A 16,583-nucleotide genomic window follows, 5' to 3' on the forward strand; every position below is an offset into this window, starting at 1 on the left:
CTTGGAGATCTGTCATCGGCTCACGGCCCTGCCGCCTGCCGCCTTCGGGCGGGGCAGCGCGGTGGCCCTGGGTTTTTTTGACGGGGTGCACATCGGCCACCGGGCGGTGATCTCCGCCGCGGTGGACTGCGCCCGCGCCGAGGGGCTGGAGGCGGCGGTGTTCACCTTCAGCCTGCCCGCCGGCCATATCATGAAGGGCGGCCGGCTCATCACCGACGGCGAAAAGCACCGCCGCATCGAGGAACTGGGGGCCGACCGCTTTTTCGAGCCCCCCTTTGAGGAATTCTGCGACCTCTCCCCCGAGGCCTTCGTCGGCGATGTGCTGCGGGGGATGTACAACGCCAAGGCCGTCTTCTGCGGCGACAACTTCACCTTCGGCAAAAAGGCCGCCGGCAACGTGGCGGCCCTCAAGGCCCTCTGCGCCCCTCTGGGCATCCGGGTGGAGGTGGTGCCCATGGCCCTCTACAAGGGCGAGACGGTCAGTTCCACCCGCATCCGGGCCGCTTTGGCGGCGGGGGATATCCGGGCGGCGAACGCCATGCTGGGCCGCCCCTATGCCATCGACTTTGAGGTGCGCCACGGCAAGGGCCTGGGGCACACCCTGGGCATGCCCACCCTGAACCAGGTCTACCCCGAGGGCTTCGCCCACCCGCGCTACGGCGTCTATGTGACCCGGGCGCTGGTGGAGGGCGCATGGCACCCCGGGGCCACCGGCTTCGGCGAGCGGCCCACCGTGAACAAGACGGGAGAGGGGGCCACCTGCGAGACCTTCCTGCCCGGCTTTTCCGGCCAGCTGTACGGCGAGCGGGTGACGGTGGAGTTCCTGGACTACATAGCCGAGAGCCGCCGTTTTGACAGCACCGACCAGCTGCGGGACGCGGTGATGGGCTGGGCGCGGCAGGCGGTGGCCTGGTTCCAAAAAGAAGCCGGTACGGGGGAGGAACATGAGCAAGCAAGGTAGGCGGGCAGCGGGTGAAGTGCCCATCGCGGGAGGGCGGCTGCCCGCTGCTTTTCCATGGGTCGTGACCGGCGCGCTGATGCTCTTCAGCCTGCTCTGTTACAACTATACCGACATCCAGCTGATCGCGCGCCACGCCATGAACCTGTGGGACGTGCTGGCGCGGGGCGAACTTTTTGCCTTTTACCGCACCGGCGCGACGCTCTCCATCGGCGACACCGTTCAGCACACCGGCGAGGTGCCCTATGATATCTGGGTGTACCTGCCCTTTGCCCTGTGGGACCTGCCGGTATACCTGTGGGAAAAGGCCACCGGCCTCACCTTTGAGGCCAACGCGCTGGCGCTGCTGTGGGTGCGCTGCAGCACGCTGGCGCCCGCTGCGGGGACGGTGTGGGCGCTGAACGGCATCGCCGGGGATCTGGGCTGTGACCACAGGCGCCGGCGGCAGGCCCTTTGGCTCTTCTGCAGTTCGCTGTTCCTGCTCAACGGGACCTTCTGCGTGGGGCAGATCGATATCTTCAGCGTGTTCTTTACCCTTTTGGGCCTGCGGGCTTACCTGTCCGGCAAGCACCGGGCCTTTGTGGGATGGTTCGCCCTGGCGGTGACCTTTAAAAATTTCGGCCTGTTCGTATTCGTGCCGCTGCTTTTGCTGCGGCAGAAACGCCCGCTGGCGCTGGTGCGGGACGGCGTGCTGGTCTGCTCGCTGACCCTTGTGTCCAAGCTGCTGTTTTTACAGGATAAACTCCAAACCCCCACGGGCTTCGACGAAGGCCGGTTCCTGGAGCGGGCGCTGGAGCGGGGCCTGGACCTGGGCAATGTGCGCCTGCCGCTGCTGGCGCTGCTGGTGGCCGCGCTGTGGCTGTTCTGCTGGCTGCGCCCCGGGCAGGATGGCCGCCAGACGCGCTGGGCGGTGTGGGCGTATCTTGCCGGATACGCCAGCTTCTTCCTTTCGGCGAACATCTGTCCCTACTGGGAGGCACTGCTGGCGCCCTGCGCAGCGCTGCTGCTGTTGAGCGGCTGGCCCGGTGAACCGTTGCTGCTGCTGGACAGCCTGGCGGGCGGCGCGTTCTTTGCGCGGGCGATGCTGACGGTCCCCCGGCTCTATGACGCAAAGGTGGTGTGGTGGTCTCCGGCGGGGTTCCTGCTGGCGCGGCATCAGGGCAGCAGGCTGGAAAATCTGGCCTATGGCCTGCGCGAGCAGGTGCTGCCGGTGGCGGAGGCGGTCTGTTTTGTGCTGCTGGCGGCCATGGTCCTGCGCTTTTGCCCCGCCCTGTGCGGTGATCGGGCCGAGCGCGGCGGGGAACCGCTGCCCCTGGATCTGACCCTGTTGCGGCTGGCGCTGGCCGCCGGGTTCGTGGTCCTGCCCATGGCAGGCTATCTGCTGGGCTGATGCCGCCCCCCGCGACTGTAACACGGGCGGGGCCGGCACGCGGCAAAAATATCCTCCGCGGCGGGATGGATGACGAAAAATCCCTTGTAATCCGCATCCGGCTGTGCTATACTATTATGGCTACCGTGACTCAGTTTGGGGTGTATGCTCTGCAACAGAGCGCCTCGCTGCCCTGCACCGGGTCATCGGCAAATCAAGGAAACGAGGTAAACCACAATGGAAGACAAGAAAGTCATCATCGAATCCGCTCGCGTGCACGAGACCGATACCGGTTCTCCCGAGGTGCAGGTGGCCCTGCTGACCGCCCGCATCAACCACCTCACCGAGCACCTGAAGTCCAACCCCCATGACCATCACAGCCGCCGCGGCCTGCTGAAAATGGTCGGCCGCCGCCGCAACCTGCTGGCCTACCTGAAGAAGAAGGACATCGAGCGTTACCGCGCCCTGATCGCCAAGCTGGGCCTGCGCAAGTAATCACAGCAACAAAAGGCAGGCGGTCGTTTGCACCGCCTGCCTTTTACCTGTTTTTCGGCCCCGGGCCAAAAACAGGCGATTGTCCCCCGCGCCCGGCGGAGGGAAGCGTGTTTTTAGCGGTAAATCGGGGGCTTTTCGGCCCTGAAGAACCCCGGATTTATTGCTAAAGCCACCCTCCCTCCGCAACACACACCGCGGCACCGCCGCGAAAAAACACAGGAGGTATTTTTCTATGGCTTTGGAATTTGCGTCCAAGCGCGAGACCTTCCCCCATTTCAAGACCTTCCAGATGGAACTGGCCGGCCGGCCCCTGGTGGTGGAGACCGGCAAGATGTGCGGGCTGTCCAACGGCAGCTGCCTGGTGCGCTACGGCGAGACCGCCGTGCTGTGCAACGTCACCATGAGCGAAAAGCCCCGGGACGGCATCGACTTCTTCCCCCTGAGCGTGGATTTTGAGGAAAAACTCTACTCGGTGGGCCGCATCCCCGGCAGCTTCATGCGCCGTGAGGGCCGCCCCGGCGAGAAGGCCATCCTCACCAGCCGCGTGGTGGACCGGCCCATCCGGCCCCTCTTCCCCAAGACCATGCGCAACGACGTGTGCGTCACCATGACCGTCATGAGCGTGGACCAGGACTGCAGCCCTGAGATCACCGGCATGATCGGCACCTCCATCGCCCTGTCCATCTCCGACATCCCCTGGGCCGGCCCCATCGGCGGCGTGTTCATGGGCCTGGTGGACGGCGAACTGGTGGTGAACCCCACCCTGGAGCAGCGGGGCAAGAGCGACCTGCAGCTCACCGTGGCCGCCACCGAGAAGAAGATCGTGATGATCGAGGCGGGCGCCAACGAGGTGGACGAGGTCACCATGCTGAACGCCATCAAGGCCGCCCATGTGGAGATCAAGAAGATCATCGAGTTCATTGGCGGCATCGTGGCCGAGATCGGCAAGCCCAAGAAGCAGTTTCAGGATATGGAGCTGGACCACGACCTGTTCGAGGCCGTGAAGGCGGAGTATCTGGACGAGTTCAAGGCCGCCATGGACACCGACGACAAGAACGTGCGGGACGCCCGCCTCGCCCCCATCCGGGAGAAGTTGGAAGCCCAGTACGAAGAGCAGTGGGGCGCCTCGGTCATCGAGGAACTGATGTACAAGATGCAGAAGTTCGTGGTACGCCGCTGGCTGCTGGACGAGGGCAAGCGTGTGGACGGCCGCGGCATCAACGAGATCCGGCCCCTGGCCGCCGAGGTGGGCCTGCTGCCCCGGGTGCACGGCAGCGGCATGTTCACCCGCGGCCAGACCCAGGTGCTCACCGTCACCACCCTGGGCTCCACCAAGGACAGCCAGCTGATGGACGACCTGGGCACCGAGCCCTACAAGCGCTATCTGCATCACTACAACTTCCCGCCCTACTCGGTGGGCGAGGCCCGCGCGCCCCGCAGCCCCGGCCGCCGCGAGATCGGCCACGGCGCGCTGGCCGAGCGGGCGCTGGTGCCCGTGCTGCCCAGCCTGGAGGAATTCCCCTACACCATCCGTCTGGTGAGCGAGGTGCTCTCCTCCAACGGCTCCACCAGCCAGGCCTCCATCTGCGGCTCCACCCTGAGCCTGATGGACGCGGGCGTGCCCATCAAGGCCCCGGTGGCCGGCATCAGCTGCGGCCTCATCACCGAGGGCGAGCGCTGGATGACCATGCTGGACATTCAGGGCGTGGAGGACTTCCACGGCGACATGGACTTCAAGGTGGGCGGCACCCACAAGGGCATCACCGCCATCCAGATGGACATCAAGATCGACGGCCTGACCTACGAGATCATCGAGGAGGCCTTTGAGAAGTGCCGCAAGGGCCGCCTTTACATCCTGGACGAGATCATGCTGCCGGTCATCGGCGCGCCCCGTCCCCAGCTGTCCAAGTACGCGCCCAAGATGCTGTCCATGGTCATCCCCGTGGACAAGATCAAGGACGTCATCGGCAAGGGCGGCAAGGTCATCCAGGAGATCTGCGCCAACTGCAACTGCAAGATCGACGTGGAGGAGGACGGCCATGTGTTCGTCTCCGCCATCGACGTGGACGACGCCAACCGGGCCATCCACACCATCAAGACCATTGTGGAGGACCCGGAGATCGGCGCCATCTACAAGGGCCGTGTGACCCGTCTGATGAACTTCGGCGCCTTCGTGGAGATCGCCCCGGGCAAAGAGGGCCTGGTGCACATCTCCAAGCTGGATAATAAGCGCGTCGAGCGGGTGGAGGACGTGGTCGCCGTGGGCGACGAGCTGATCGTCATGGTCACCGAGATCGACCAGCAGGGCCGCATCAACCTGAGCCGCAAGGACGCTCTGGCCGCCATCGAGGCCAAGCGCAAGCAGCAGGGCTGAGCAGAATAAAACAAGAGCCGCCGCTCTTCCGTGGGGAAGGGCGGCGGCTTTTTCATGCCGCAAAGCGGCGGGATTCAATAGAAGTTTTCCTGGCGAAAAACCGTATCGGCCACCAGCGCCAACAGGAGCATCAGCACCGCCAGCCCGAAGAGCGCGCCCAGCACCCAGCCCGGCAGCGGCAGCTCCAGCACGTTCCGATAGAAATTTCCGCCGCTCAGCAGGCCAAAGCCCAGCGCGGCCAGCAGGTCGCACGCCCCGGACGCCTTGTCGTACAGGGGAACATGGGTGCCCGTCAGCACCTCTTTGGAGGGCCGCCGGCCCAGCAGCCGGGTCACGCCGCGCCAGAGCTTCACCGCGGCGACGACGGCAAAGAAGAGAGAAGCAAACACGAGAACACACCTCCCGAAGGACCGCTTTTCCGTGCCGCCCCGGCGGCAAAAAAGGGCGGAGGCTCCGGCCGTCCGCGCAAGGCAAAGGGGGCCCCTGCGGGGGCAGGCCGTTCCTGCAGCATCATTGTACCATCCTTGGAGGGCTTTGACAACAAGGCCGCCCCGCGCCATGGTTGCCCCTGCGCCGCCTTTGTGGTATACTATACTCGACTATTTCTGTGATTTCGGAAGGGGGCGGCGGGGTGAAGATCAGCGCCTGCATCGTGTGTTACGGCGGGGCCGACGAGGTCATCCGCGCCGCCCAGTCGGTGCTGCGGTACACCGCCGCGCCCTTTTCCCTCTATCTTGTGGACAACGCCAGCCCCGACGGGGCGGGCGAAGCGCTGGCTGCCCACCCCTGGCCGGCGAATGTCACCGTGCTGCGGCTGGAAAAGAACCTGGGCTTCGGCGCGGGGCACAACCAGGTGCTGCCCCTGCTGGACAGCGACTACCATTTTGTGCTCAACCCGGATATCTTTGTGGAGAGCGACGTGCTGGGCGGCATCTGCGGCTGGCTGGAGGAGCACTCCGAGGCGGTGATGGCCACCCCGCGCCTCACCTTCCCCGACGGGCGGGAGCAGGTGCTGCCCAAGCGCAAGCCCGGCGTGCTGGGCCTGGCCGCCCGGCAGGGTGTGCCGGGCCTGAAACGCTTCGGCGACCACTACGCCATGCTGGACGAGGACCTCTCCAAACCCACGGCCATCGAGTTCTGCACCGGCAGTTTTTTCTGCATGCGCACCGCCGTGTTCAAGGCCATCGGCGGCTTTGACGAACGATACTTCATGTATGTGGAGGACGCGGACATCACCCAGAAGGCAAGGCAAAAGGGCCTCGTTTACTACCTGCCCCAGTTCACCGCCTGCCACGCCTGGCACCGCGCCCCCCAGAAAAGCCTCAAACCCTTCTTGCAGCAGCTCAAAAGCATGGGCCGCTATTTTTGCAAGTGGGGCTTTCGGCTGTAAAGGCCTTCGGCCCGCCCGCCGCGGCGCGGCCCTGTAACACTGTATACAGCGGAAGTGGCTCCGCTTTGTGGTAAGCCGCAAGAATCGGGGGCGCCCTCGGCGCCCCGAAAAAGGAGCGAATGGCATGAAAGGCATCATTCTCGCCGGCGGCGCCGGCACCCGTCTGTACCCGCTGACCATGGTCACCTCCAAGCAGCTGCTGCCGGTGTACGACAAGCCCATGATCTACTACCCCCTGTCCACCCTGATGCTGGCGGGCATCCAGGACATCCTCATCATCTCCACCCCCGAGGACACCCCCCGCTTCGAACACCTGCTGGGGGACGGCAGCCAGTACGGGCTGCATCTGTCCTACAAGGTGCAGCCCAGCCCCGACGGGCTGGCCCAGGCCTTTTTGCTGGGGGAAGAATTCATCGGCAGCGACTGCTGCGCCATGATTTTGGGGGATAATATCTTCTATGGCAACGGCTTCTCCCGCATTTTGAAGGCGGCGGTGAACAACGCCGAGCAGAACGGCCGGGCCACCGTGTTCGGCTACTACGTCAACGACCCCGAACGCTTCGGCATCGTGGAGTTCGACGAGGCGGGCAAGGTCATCAGCGTGGAGGAAAAACCCAAGGAACCCAAGAGCAACTACGCCATCACCGGCCTGTATTTCTACGACAACCGGGTGAGCGCCCAGGCCAAAAAGGTCAGGCCCAGCGCCCGGGGCGAGCTGGAGATCACCACCCTCAACGCCATGTATCTGGAGGAGGGCAAGCTGGACGTACAGCTGCTGGGCCGGGGCTTCGCCTGGCTGGACACCGGCACCATGGACAGCCTGGTGGACGCCGCCGACTTTGTGCGCATGGTGGAAAAGCGCCAGGGCATCAAGATCAGCGCCCCCGAGGAGATCGCCTATAAGAACGGCTGGATCAGCAAGGAAAAACTGCTGGAAAGCGCCGCCCGCTACGGCAAAAGCCCCTACGGCGAGCATCTGAAACGGGTGGCCGACGCCAAAATTCGCTATTGAGCATAAGAAGGAAGGAACGCAGATGAAGATCCTGATCACCGGGTCCGGCGGCCAGCTGGGCACCGAACTGCAGCGGCAGCTGGCCGAGGGCGGCAGCAGCCTGGGCCCGCTGCCCGAGCGGCTGAAAAACGCCACCGTGCTGGCCACCGACGTGGCCGAACTGGACATCACCGACCGGGCGGCCACCATCGCCTTTGTGCGCCGTCACCAGCCGGACACCATCATCAGCTGCGCCGCCTTCACCAATGTGGATGGCTGCGAGACCAGCCCCGACGCCGCCTTCAAGGTGAACGCCATGGGGGCGTCCCATCTGGCCCAGGCCGCCGAGCGGGTGGGGGCGCGGCTCATCCACGTCTCCACCGACTATGTGTTCAGCGGCGAGGGCGACACCCCTCTGGACGAAAGCCGCCCCATCGGCCCGGTGAGCGCCTACGGCCGCACCAAGGCCCTGGGGGAGGAGTATGTGCGCAATTTCTGCCATCGCTGGTTCATCGTGCGCACTGCCTGGCTCTACGGCTACAACGGCAAGAATTTCGTCAAGACCATGGTGAACGCCGGCAGAAAGTTCGGCAAACTGGAGGTGGTGAACGACCAGCTGGGCAACCCCACCAACGCCGAGGACCTGGCCCATCACATCCTCAAGCTGGCGGTGAGCCACGACTACGGCGTTTACCACTGCACCGGCGAGGGCGTTTGCAGCTGGTATGATTTCGCCAAAGAGATCATCCGCCTGGCAGGGGTGGACGCCGAAGTGACCCCCTGCACCAGCGCCGAGTACGCCGCCAAGCACCCCGCCGCCGCCACCCGCCCCGCCTGGAGCGCGCTGGAAAACCGGATGCTTGCCTGCACCGTGGGCAACGAGATGCGCCCCTGGCAGGAGGCCCTGCAATGCTATTTCGACCACTGGGACGGCGAGAACGGCCTGAAATAAAAAGGAAAGGGATACCCCCATGAAAAAATACCTCATCACCGGCTGCGCCGGTTTTATCGGCTCGAATTTTGTCTACTATATGCTGAATAAGTACAAGGATATACTTCTTGTAAATCTTGACAAACTCACCTACGCCGGCAATCTGGAGAACCTGAAGGACGTGGAGGGCGATGCGCGTCATGTGTTCGTGCAGGGGGACATCTGCGACCGGGCGCTGGTGACGGGCCTGTTTGAACAGTACGATTTCGACTATGTCATCAACTTTGCCGCCGAGAGCCATGTGGACCGCAGCATTACCAACCCCGAAATTTTCGTGGAGACCAACGTGCTGGGCACCGTGAACCTGCTGCAGTGCGCCAAGAACGCCTGGCTGAAAGAGGGCAAATGGGCCGAGGGCAAAAAGTACCTGCAGGTGTCCACCGACGAGGTCTACGGCAGCCTGGGGGCGGAGGGCTACTTCACCGAGACCACGCCGCTTTGCCCCCACAGCCCCTATTCCAGCAGCAAGGCCAGCGCCGACATGTTCGTGATGGCCTTCCACGACACCTATGGCATGCCGGTGAACATCACCCGCTGCTCCAACAACTACGGGCCCTACCAGTTCCCCGAAAAACTCATCCCGCTGATGATCAACAACGTCAAGCACCACAAGCAGCTGCCGGTGTACGGCGACGGCATGAACGTGCGGGACTGGCTGTATGTGGAGGACCACTGCAAGGCCATCGACATGGTGGCAAACGGCGGCCGGGTGGGCGAAGTGTACAACGTGGGCGGCCACAACGAGCGGCCCAACATCTTCATCGTCAAGACCATCATCGCCCAGCTGCACGAGCGCCTCGCGGACGACGGCATCAACGAGGGCCTCATCAAGTATGTGGCCGACCGCCTTGGCCACGACCGCCGCTACGGCATCGACCCCACCAAGATCAAGAACGAGCTGGGCTGGTACCCCGAGACCATCTTTGAGGTGGGCATCGTCAAGACCATCGACTGGTACCTGTCCCACGAGGAATGGATGGCCAACGTCACCAGCGGCAACTACCAGAAGTATTACGAAGAGATGTACAAAAACCGCTAAATATTACAGTTGGTATAATCATTGCTTTCCCACGGCACCCGGTTCCACAAAAAGGCGGGCTGTCCCCAAAGCAAGACCAAAGGCCCGCATGCAATCCATGCGGGCCTTTTTGTGCAAAAGAGAGAAAGGGGCCGAATCCCGGCAAAAAGCGATTTTTTGCCCCGCCCGCGCCGTTTTCAGCATAGAGCGCCAAGGAAATGAAAAAGGAGGATATCTCCCATGAAAAAAGCCGTATGTCTTGCCATCGCCGCGGGCCTGCTGGCTCTTTCGGCCTGCGCCGCGCCTCCCGCGGAAAGTATGGAAAGCACCTCCGCGCCCGCTGTGCAAACCGAGGAAACGGGGCAGGACCACATCCGCGCCCTGCTGGGCCAATGCGGCGTGGACGTGGAGATCACCCGCTTTGAAAGCAGCTACGAGGTGAACGACTTTCTGGAGTGCACCGTCTACTCCTCGCTGGAACTGCCGAATGTGGCCGCGCTGCTGGTGGAAAAGCCGGACGGCAGCGCCTTTTACATCACCCTGCCGGACAACAGCTCGGTGGACGGGATGTACGTGGACCACGCAGGCTTGCTGAACGTCCTCACCGACGGCGTCATCCACGGGGGCGACGAGGTGATGCACAATGGCATGGGCGTGTTCAAGGTGGACCTGGACACGGGCGAAGCGGTGAGCTATGAAAACAACGAGTTTGTGTATCCTCAGGGCATTTACGGCCGGGAGTGCTCTGTGGTGGACGACCACTATACCTTCGGGGAGTGCACCGTCACCGGGGATGCGGTGACCTTCCGCCTTGAACCCGCCGAGGAAAATGAAAGCTGGACGGGCACGGAACTCTACTTCCCGCCGGTCTGGACCAACGAAGCGGGCGGCGATTACCGGATGGCGGTGCTCTTCCACAACACCGCCGCCCCCGACCCGGCATTGACGGAACAGATCAAAACGCTGCCCGGCGTGCTGGAAGCCAGCTTCACCGAAGTGGACAATGGGTATTACGCCGGCACCCTGCTGGAACTGCACATGGACTCCCAGTGTGTGCTGAGCCACCAAATCAACGAGGGCGTGCCCGGCCCGGCGCTGGAAAGCTACACCATCCGCTGCTACATGCCCGACCCGAACGACGGCGCGCCGGTGGGCGGGCCCTTCATCCCCGACGCCGACACTGCCGCCGATATCGCGGAAAAGGAGCGAAAGGCCATGGAGGAGCTGGGCATGCTGAACCCCACCCCCGCGCCGTGACCCGCGCTGCTCCCGCCCCGGCCGGCAGGGAGCGGCTTCGATGAATCAAAAAGGGCAGCCCGCCTGCGCGATGCAGGCGGGCTGCCTTTCTTTGTGAGTTTTTACAGACAGGCCGGGCAGTCCTTCAGGGCCCCCTCCACCGCCAGCAGGAAGGCGGTGACCGCCGCCTGCTCGGTGGCCCAGCTGCACACCAGGCGCACGCAGGTGCGGCCGGGGGCGGGCACCGCGGTCACCTCCCAGTGGAAGGCGCCCTCCAGTTTCGCCAGTACCTCGTCCGGCAGGATGGGGAAGATCTGGTTGGAGGGGCTGTCGAACAGGAATTCCACCCCCAGGGCGGCCAGGCCCGCCGACAGCTGCTGTGCCAGCCGGGTGGAGTGCTCGCCCAGTTCCTCGTAAAGGCAGTTCTGCATCAGCTGCTCGAACTGGATGCCCAGCAGCCAGCCCTTCGCCAGCATCCCGCCCCGCTGCTTGAGGATGTAGCGGAAATCCGGCTTCAGGGCCGGGTTCAGGATGCACACCGCCTCGCCGAACAGCGCGCCGTTCTTGGTGCCGCCGATGTAAAAGGCGTCGCACACTTCGCCCAGTTCCTCCATCGACGCGCCGCCGCAGGCCAGGGCGCTGGCAAGGCGGGCGCCGTCCAGATAGAGCAGCAGGCCCAGTTCGTCGCACACGGACCGCAGGGCCCGCAGTTCGGCGGCGGTGTAGACCCCGCCGGTCTCGGTGGTGTTGCTCACATACACCAGCCGGGGCTTCACCATGTGCTCGTCGGTGTGGGCTTCCACCGCCGCCCGCACCAGTTCCGGGGTCAGCTTGCCGCCGGCCGCGGCGGGCATCGCCACGCACTTGTGGCCGGTGGCCTCGATGGCCCCCGTCTCGTGCACGCAGACATGGCCGCTGCTGGCCGCGATCACCGCCTCGTGGGGCCGCAGAAAGGCGCAGATGCAGGTGGTGTTGGTCTGGGTGCCGCCCACCAGAAAGTGCACGTCGGCGTCCGGCCGGCCGATCTTGCAGCGGATCAGCGCGGCGGCGTGTTCGCAGTGGGGGTCGTACCCGTAGCCCAGGTTGCCCTCCAGGTTGGTGTCGGCCAGGGCCTTGAGGATGGAGGGGTGGGCCCCCTCGCTGTAATCGTTGGTGAATCGGTACATCGCCATAACCTCTTTTTCTCCCGGCAGCGAGCGCAAACGGCCGCTTCCGTCGTCTCTGGGGCAATTATACCATTATTTCACAAAAAGTCCATCTTTGAGCGTTTGTGTTGCGGGCTGGATTATGCTATACTTTAATCTGTATCCGACTGCAAAGAGGGGGGGCCGGGCATGAAAGCTGTGGTCAAGGTGGGCACCTCCACGCTGGCCCATGCCACGGGGCGGCTGAACATCCGCCGCATCGAGGGGCTGTGCAAGGTGCTCAGCGATCTGAAAAACGCCGGACACCAGATCATTCTGGTGTCGTCCGGGGCCATCGGCATGGGGGTGGGCAAGCTGGGCCTGCCCGGCCGCCCGGCGGACATGCCCACCAAGCAGGCGTCCGCCGCTGTGGGCCAGTGCGAACTGATGTACACCTACGACAAACTTTTTTCCGAGTACAGCCACACCGTCGCCCAGATCCTCATCACCAGCGAGGATCTGGCGGACCCTGTGCGCAGCGGCAACCTGCACAACACCCTGGCCCGCCTGCTGGAGCTGGGGGCGCTGCCCATCGTGAACGAGAACGACACCGTCAGCACCGCCGAGATCGCCGTGGGCGACAACGACACCCTGGCCGCCCGGCTGTGCCGCAGCCTGGAGGCGGAGCTGCTGGTGATATTGAGCGACATCGACGGCCTGTACACCGCCGACCCCCATACCCACCCCGAGGCGCGGCTGCTGCGCCGGGTCCAGGCCATCACGCCGGACATCGTGGCGCTGGCCGGCGGGGCCGGCAGCGCCCTGGGCACCGGCGGCATGGCCACCAAACTCCGGGCGGGGCAGATCGTCACCGAGGCCGGGGCGGACATGGTCATCGCCAACGGCCGTGACCCGGAGGTGCTTTATACCGTGTTTGAGGGGGGCGAAGCGGGCACCCGCTTCCTCGCCCGGAAGGGAGGCAGCCAATGACCACCACCCGTGAACTTCTGCTGGCCGCTCGCAGCGCCATGGGCGCGCTGGCCCTGGCCGGCGGCGAGGAGCGCAGCACGGCGCTGCGGGCCATGGCTGCCCGGCTGCGCAGCGAGTGCGGCGCCATCCTGGCCGCCAACGCGGAGGACCTGGAGGCCGCCAGGCCCACCGTGGCCCCGGTGATGCTGGACCGCCTGCGACTGGACGAAGCGAGAGTGGAGGCCATGGCCGCCGGCGTGGAGGCCGTGGCCGCCCTGCCCGACCCGCTGGACCGGGTGCTGAGCGAGACCACCCGCCCCAACGGGCTGGTCATCCGGCAGGTGAGCGTGCCCATGGGGGTCATCGCCATCATCTACGAGAGCCGGCCCAACGTCACCAGCGACGCGGCGGCGCTGGCCGTCAAGAGCGGCAGCGCCTGTGTGCTGCGGGGCGGCAAGGAGGCCTTCCGCTCCAACAACGCCATCGTCGACGCTCTGAAGCTGGGCCTGGCGGACGCGGGCCTGCCCGAGGACCTGGTGGCCCTGGTGCAGGACACCAGCCGCGCCTCCTCCACCGAACTGATGCAGGCCACCGGCCTGGTGGACCTGCTCATCCCCCGGGGCGGGGCGGGGCTCATCCGCGCCTGTGTGGAGAACGCCACGGTGCCCGTCATCCAGACCGGCACCGGCATCTGCCACATCTATGTGGACAAAGCCGCCGATCCGGCCATGGCGCTGGACATCGTGGAAAATGCCAAGACCAGCCGGCCCTCGGTGTGCAACGCCGCCGAGGTGTGCCTGGTGCACCGGGAGGTGGCGAAGGAGTTTCTGCCCCTGCTGCGCCGCCGCCTGGTGGACGAGCGGCAGCAAAAGGGCCTTGTGCCGGTGCAGCTGCGGCTGGACGAGGCCGCCGCGGCCATCATCCCCGGCACCCCGGCGGGCCCCCAGGATTTCGACACCGAGTTTCTGGACTACATCCTGGCGGTGGCGGTGGTGGACAGCGTAAAGGCGGCCGCCGAACACATCGCCCGGCACTCCACCGGCCACAGCGAGGCCATCGTCACCGCCGACGAGGCGGCGGCCGCGGCCTTTACCCGCATGGTGGACAGCGCGGCGGTCTATGTGAACGCCTCCACCCGCTTTACCGACGGCGGCGAGTTCGGTCTGGGCTGTGAGATGGGCATCTCCACCCAGAAGCTCCACGCCCGGGGGCCCATGGGCCTCGCCCAACTCACCAGCTACAAATACATCATTCTGGGCAGCGGCCAGATCCGCTGACCGCCATCCCATGCAAGGAGGGGACAGAACACCCATGGCAAATACCGTTTCGCAACAGGAACACGAGCGCCACAAGCGCCGGCGCGCCCGTCAGTGGCTGGGCCTTGGCATCTGCGTGCTGGTGCTGATCGGCGCCTTTACCGTCGTGGCCACGGCGGTGAACGGCGTGGCGGTGCTCTTTGACGACACCGAGGAAAAACTGGCCTACGAGCAGCGGCTGCAGGCGCTGGTCATGCTGGACCCGCTGCCCTTTGAGGACCTGGACCAGGCCGACCCGGCCCTTTTCAAGGAGGCGGCCATCTGGTCGGCGGTGTCCACCGCCCAGGCCAGTGCCACCGGGCTGGACGCCTACGAGCGTGACCCCAACACCGACAGCCTGCTGCTGCCCGCCGTGGAGGTGGACGCCGCGGCGGCCTCCCTCTTCGGGCCGGACTACAAACTCACCCACGAGACCTTCAACAACGTGGCCGGCGACATGACCTTTGAGTACGACGAGGAAAAGCAGTGCTACCTCATCCCGGTCACCGGCCAGGTGGGAATGTACACCCCCAAGGTGGAAAAGCTGGACAAAAAGAGCGGCAAGCTGTATGTGACGGTGGGCTATGTGCCCGCCCCGGGCCTCAACGGGGACTTCAGCCTCTCCGCGCCCACCGAGCCCACCAAATACATGGACTATGTGTTTGAAAAGACCGACGGCACCTATTACCTGTGCGCCCTGGAGCTCAGCGATATGAAGCCCAGTTCCAGCGCCGCCGCCAGCGCTCCCGAGACCGACATGGACTACGAGGAGTACTTCGATCCCACCAGCGCCATCGCCGAGGGCGCGGGCAGCCTGCCCGCCTCCGACAGCACGGCCGCGGAGGGGGAGCCCGCCTCCGACAGCGCGGCAGCGGACGGAGAGACCTCCGAGCCCGCGTCGGACAGCCAGAGCACCCCGGAGAGCGACAGCGAGGAATAAAGTTTGACAGCAGGCCCCCGCGCAAAAGCGCGGGGGCCTGCTGCGCGCCCAACAAAGAAGGCCCCCGGCACAGCCGGGGGCCTTCTTTGTGAACGTCAGTCGGTGCGGATGGCGTTGGGGTAGATGCGCCGCATCGTCTCGTCGGGGTAGTGCTCGTCCATGTACACCTGCCAGGCGGCGGTGGCGGGCACGCCCTCGGCCCGCTGGCTGTAGCGGCCCATGGCCAGGGCGCTCATGGAGACGTTGGCGACCATGAACACCACCAGCACCGCCGTGAGGATCCGCCCCGGCAGGATGGGGATGGACTCGATCCAGCGGGAGAAGGGGGGATAGGCCACCTTGAACCAGGCCACCGCCGCAAAGCCCCAGAAAAAGCAGTAGAGCAGGTTGATGCGCCCGCCCAGGTTGAAGGGGATCTTGCTGTAATCCCAGAAGACGGTGCCGAACACCAGCTCGGTGAACACGCTGCACAGGTACTCGTAGGCGCCGCCCAGCACGGTGCCCGCCACGAGGAGGAAGCTGGCGGGCTTGTCCTTGTAGCGGTAGAGCAGCAGGGTGGCCAGGGCCAGCGCCAGACCCCACACCAGGCTGAAGGGCCCCCACACCACGCTGCTGCGGCTCATCCACACCCCGCCGGTGACCCGGCAGAAGATGGTCTCCACCACATCGCCCAGAAAGGCGCCGATAAAAAACAGCAAAAACAGCTTGGCAAAGCTGCAGCCGGCGGCGAACACCGTGGCCTTCTGCCGCTTTGCGTGCACGAAGCTGGCGGCGGGGTAGGCCTTCTGGATGCGCCGCTCGGTGCGGGTGAGGATCCAGCCTCCCAGCCGGGCGCTCACCGCGTCCAGCCGGCGGCCGGTGCGCTGCAGGGCGGGCAGCTTGTGCGCCACGCCCGCCAGGGTCAGCACGCTGGCGATGCCGTCCACCACCAGCAGCGCCGCCAGCGTCCACAGCAGGATGCCCCGCGCCAGCGAGGGCATCAGGTCATACAGCCCGGTGAGCAGGGGGGCGCCCCACCGCACCATCACCGCGCCCAGCAGGCCCCACAAAACCGAGGCGCTCAGGCAGATGTAGCCGTCCAGGTTGAAGCGGCGGTTGGAGTAGTCCCACCAGCGGGTGTGGCTCACGTTTTCCAGCAGATGCCCGGCCAGCCATTCCACCACCGTGGCCAGCACGGCGCTGCCGATAAACAGGAACAGAAGGTTCCCGCGCAGTTCCCACAGGCCCACGGTGATGAGCACGCCGGAGACGCCGTAGATGATGCACCAGGGGCCGAACAGCACGCTGCGGTCCACATAGCGGCGGGTGCGGATGGCGGCGAGGGTGGTCTCCAGCACCCAGCCCAGCACCGAAAAGCAGATGAACAGCCAAAGGATATGCTCCAGACTCATACGAAGACCCTCCCAAGGTCGATCAATAAAAACTGCCCGCCG

Annotated in this window: 15 protein-coding genes; 12 read left to right on the forward strand and 3 right to left on the reverse strand. The window is 65.2% G+C overall.

Annotated features, from left to right (window positions below; genetic code table 11):
• Position 1 precedes the first annotated feature (1 nt).
• From ribF to ACH2A7_RS06120, 4 genes are all read left to right on the forward strand, one after another.
• Positions 2-961, forward strand: a complete 960-nt coding sequence (gene ribF / locus ACH2A7_RS06105; protein ID WP_394960792.1) for a riboflavin biosynthesis protein RibF — start codon at positions 2-4, stop codon at positions 959-961.
• Positions 945-2,348: a hypothetical protein gene (locus ACH2A7_RS06110; protein ID WP_394960793.1), complete on the forward strand. Its 1,404-nt coding sequence runs from the start codon at positions 945-947 to the stop codon at positions 2,346-2,348. The genes ribF and ACH2A7_RS06110 overlap by 17 nt, the downstream gene beginning before the upstream one ends.
• A gap of 216 nt (positions 2,349-2,564) precedes the next feature.
• The gene (gene rpsO, locus ACH2A7_RS06115; RefSeq protein ID WP_394960794.1) at positions 2,565-2,822 is read left to right on the forward strand and encodes a 30S ribosomal protein S15; all 258 of its coding nucleotides are present in this window, start codon (positions 2,565-2,567) and stop codon (positions 2,820-2,822) included.
• Positions 2,823-3,054: 232 nt separating this feature from the next.
• A complete protein-coding gene (locus ACH2A7_RS06120; protein ID WP_394960795.1) occupies positions 3,055-5,196 on the forward strand; it encodes a polyribonucleotide nucleotidyltransferase in 2,142 nt (713 codons plus the stop codon).
• A 74-nt stretch (positions 5,197-5,270) separates the two neighbouring features.
• Here the strand turns inward: ACH2A7_RS06120 and ACH2A7_RS06125 are convergent, their stop codons facing one another.
• On the reverse strand, positions 5,271-5,585 hold the full coding sequence (locus tag ACH2A7_RS06125) for a hypothetical protein (protein ID WP_394960796.1): 315 nt from the start codon (positions 5,583-5,585) through the stop codon (positions 5,271-5,273).
• 242 nt (positions 5,586-5,827) lie between these two features.
• Here ACH2A7_RS06125 and ACH2A7_RS06130 point away from each other — a divergent pair, with 242 nt between their 5' ends.
• The 5 genes from ACH2A7_RS06130 (at position 5,828) to ACH2A7_RS06150 (ending at position 10,843) form a co-directional block, all read left to right on the forward strand.
• Positions 5,828-6,586, forward strand: a complete 759-nt coding sequence (locus ACH2A7_RS06130; protein WP_394960797.1) for a glycosyltransferase family 2 protein — start codon at positions 5,828-5,830, stop codon at positions 6,584-6,586.
• A 124-nt stretch (positions 6,587-6,710) separates the two neighbouring features.
• Positions 6,711-7,598 carry a glucose-1-phosphate thymidylyltransferase RfbA gene (gene rfbA / locus ACH2A7_RS06135; RefSeq protein WP_394960798.1) on the forward strand — a complete coding sequence of 296 codons (888 nt, stop codon included), beginning with the start codon at positions 6,711-6,713 and terminating at the stop codon, positions 7,596-7,598.
• A gap of 22 nt (positions 7,599-7,620) precedes the next feature.
• Positions 7,621-8,529: a dTDP-4-dehydrorhamnose reductase gene (gene rfbD, locus ACH2A7_RS06140; RefSeq protein WP_394960799.1), complete on the forward strand. Its 909-nt coding sequence runs from the start codon at positions 7,621-7,623 to the stop codon at positions 8,527-8,529.
• Between the two features lie 19 nt (positions 8,530-8,548).
• Positions 8,549-9,607, forward strand: a complete 1,059-nt coding sequence (rfbB, locus tag ACH2A7_RS06145) for a dTDP-glucose 4,6-dehydratase (protein ID WP_394960800.1) — start codon at positions 8,549-8,551, stop codon at positions 9,605-9,607.
• A 219-nt stretch (positions 9,608-9,826) separates the two neighbouring features.
• A complete protein-coding gene (locus ACH2A7_RS06150; protein ID WP_394960801.1) occupies positions 9,827-10,843 on the forward strand; it encodes a hypothetical protein in 1,017 nt (338 codons plus the stop codon).
• Between the two features lie 101 nt (positions 10,844-10,944).
• On the opposite strand, the gene ACH2A7_RS06155 is transcribed toward ACH2A7_RS06150, so the two are convergent.
• The gene (locus ACH2A7_RS06155) at positions 10,945-11,988 is read right to left on the reverse strand and encodes a threonine aldolase family protein (protein WP_394960937.1); all 1,044 of its coding nucleotides are present in this window, start codon (positions 11,986-11,988) and stop codon (positions 10,945-10,947) included.
• Positions 11,989-12,156: 168 nt separating this feature from the next.
• On the opposite strand from ACH2A7_RS06155, the gene proB reads away from it, so the two are divergent.
• Genes proB through ACH2A7_RS06170 form a run of 3 tightly spaced genes read left to right on the forward strand, consistent with a single transcriptional unit; the run spans position 12,157 to position 15,150 of the window.
• Positions 12,157-12,936: a glutamate 5-kinase gene (gene proB / locus ACH2A7_RS06160; protein ID WP_394960802.1), complete on the forward strand. Its 780-nt coding sequence runs from the start codon at positions 12,157-12,159 to the stop codon at positions 12,934-12,936.
• Positions 12,933-14,192 (forward strand): glutamate-5-semialdehyde dehydrogenase, encoded by a 1,260-nt coding sequence (locus ACH2A7_RS06165; protein ID WP_394960803.1) that lies wholly within the window; start codon positions 12,933-12,935, stop codon positions 14,190-14,192. The genes proB and ACH2A7_RS06165 overlap by 4 nt, the downstream gene beginning before the upstream one ends.
• 34 nt (positions 14,193-14,226) lie before the next feature.
• Positions 14,227-15,150, forward strand: coding sequence for an Ice-structuring protein (locus tag ACH2A7_RS06170; RefSeq protein ID WP_394960804.1), 924 nt, complete (start codon positions 14,227-14,229; stop codon positions 15,148-15,150).
• Positions 15,151-15,245: 95 nt separating this feature from the next.
• Here the strand turns inward: ACH2A7_RS06170 and ACH2A7_RS06175 are convergent, their stop codons facing one another.
• On the reverse strand, positions 15,246-16,541 hold the full coding sequence (locus tag ACH2A7_RS06175) for a putative ABC transporter permease (RefSeq protein WP_394960805.1): 1,296 nt from the start codon (positions 16,539-16,541) through the stop codon (positions 15,246-15,248).
• Between the last annotated feature and the right edge of the window lie 42 nt (positions 16,542-16,583).

Origin of the sequence: Candidatus Allofournierella merdavium, assembly GCF_944382735.1 — a bacterium.
Taxonomy (GTDB): Bacteria; Bacillota; Clostridia; order Oscillospirales; family Ruminococcaceae; genus Allofournierella_A; species Allofournierella_A merdavium.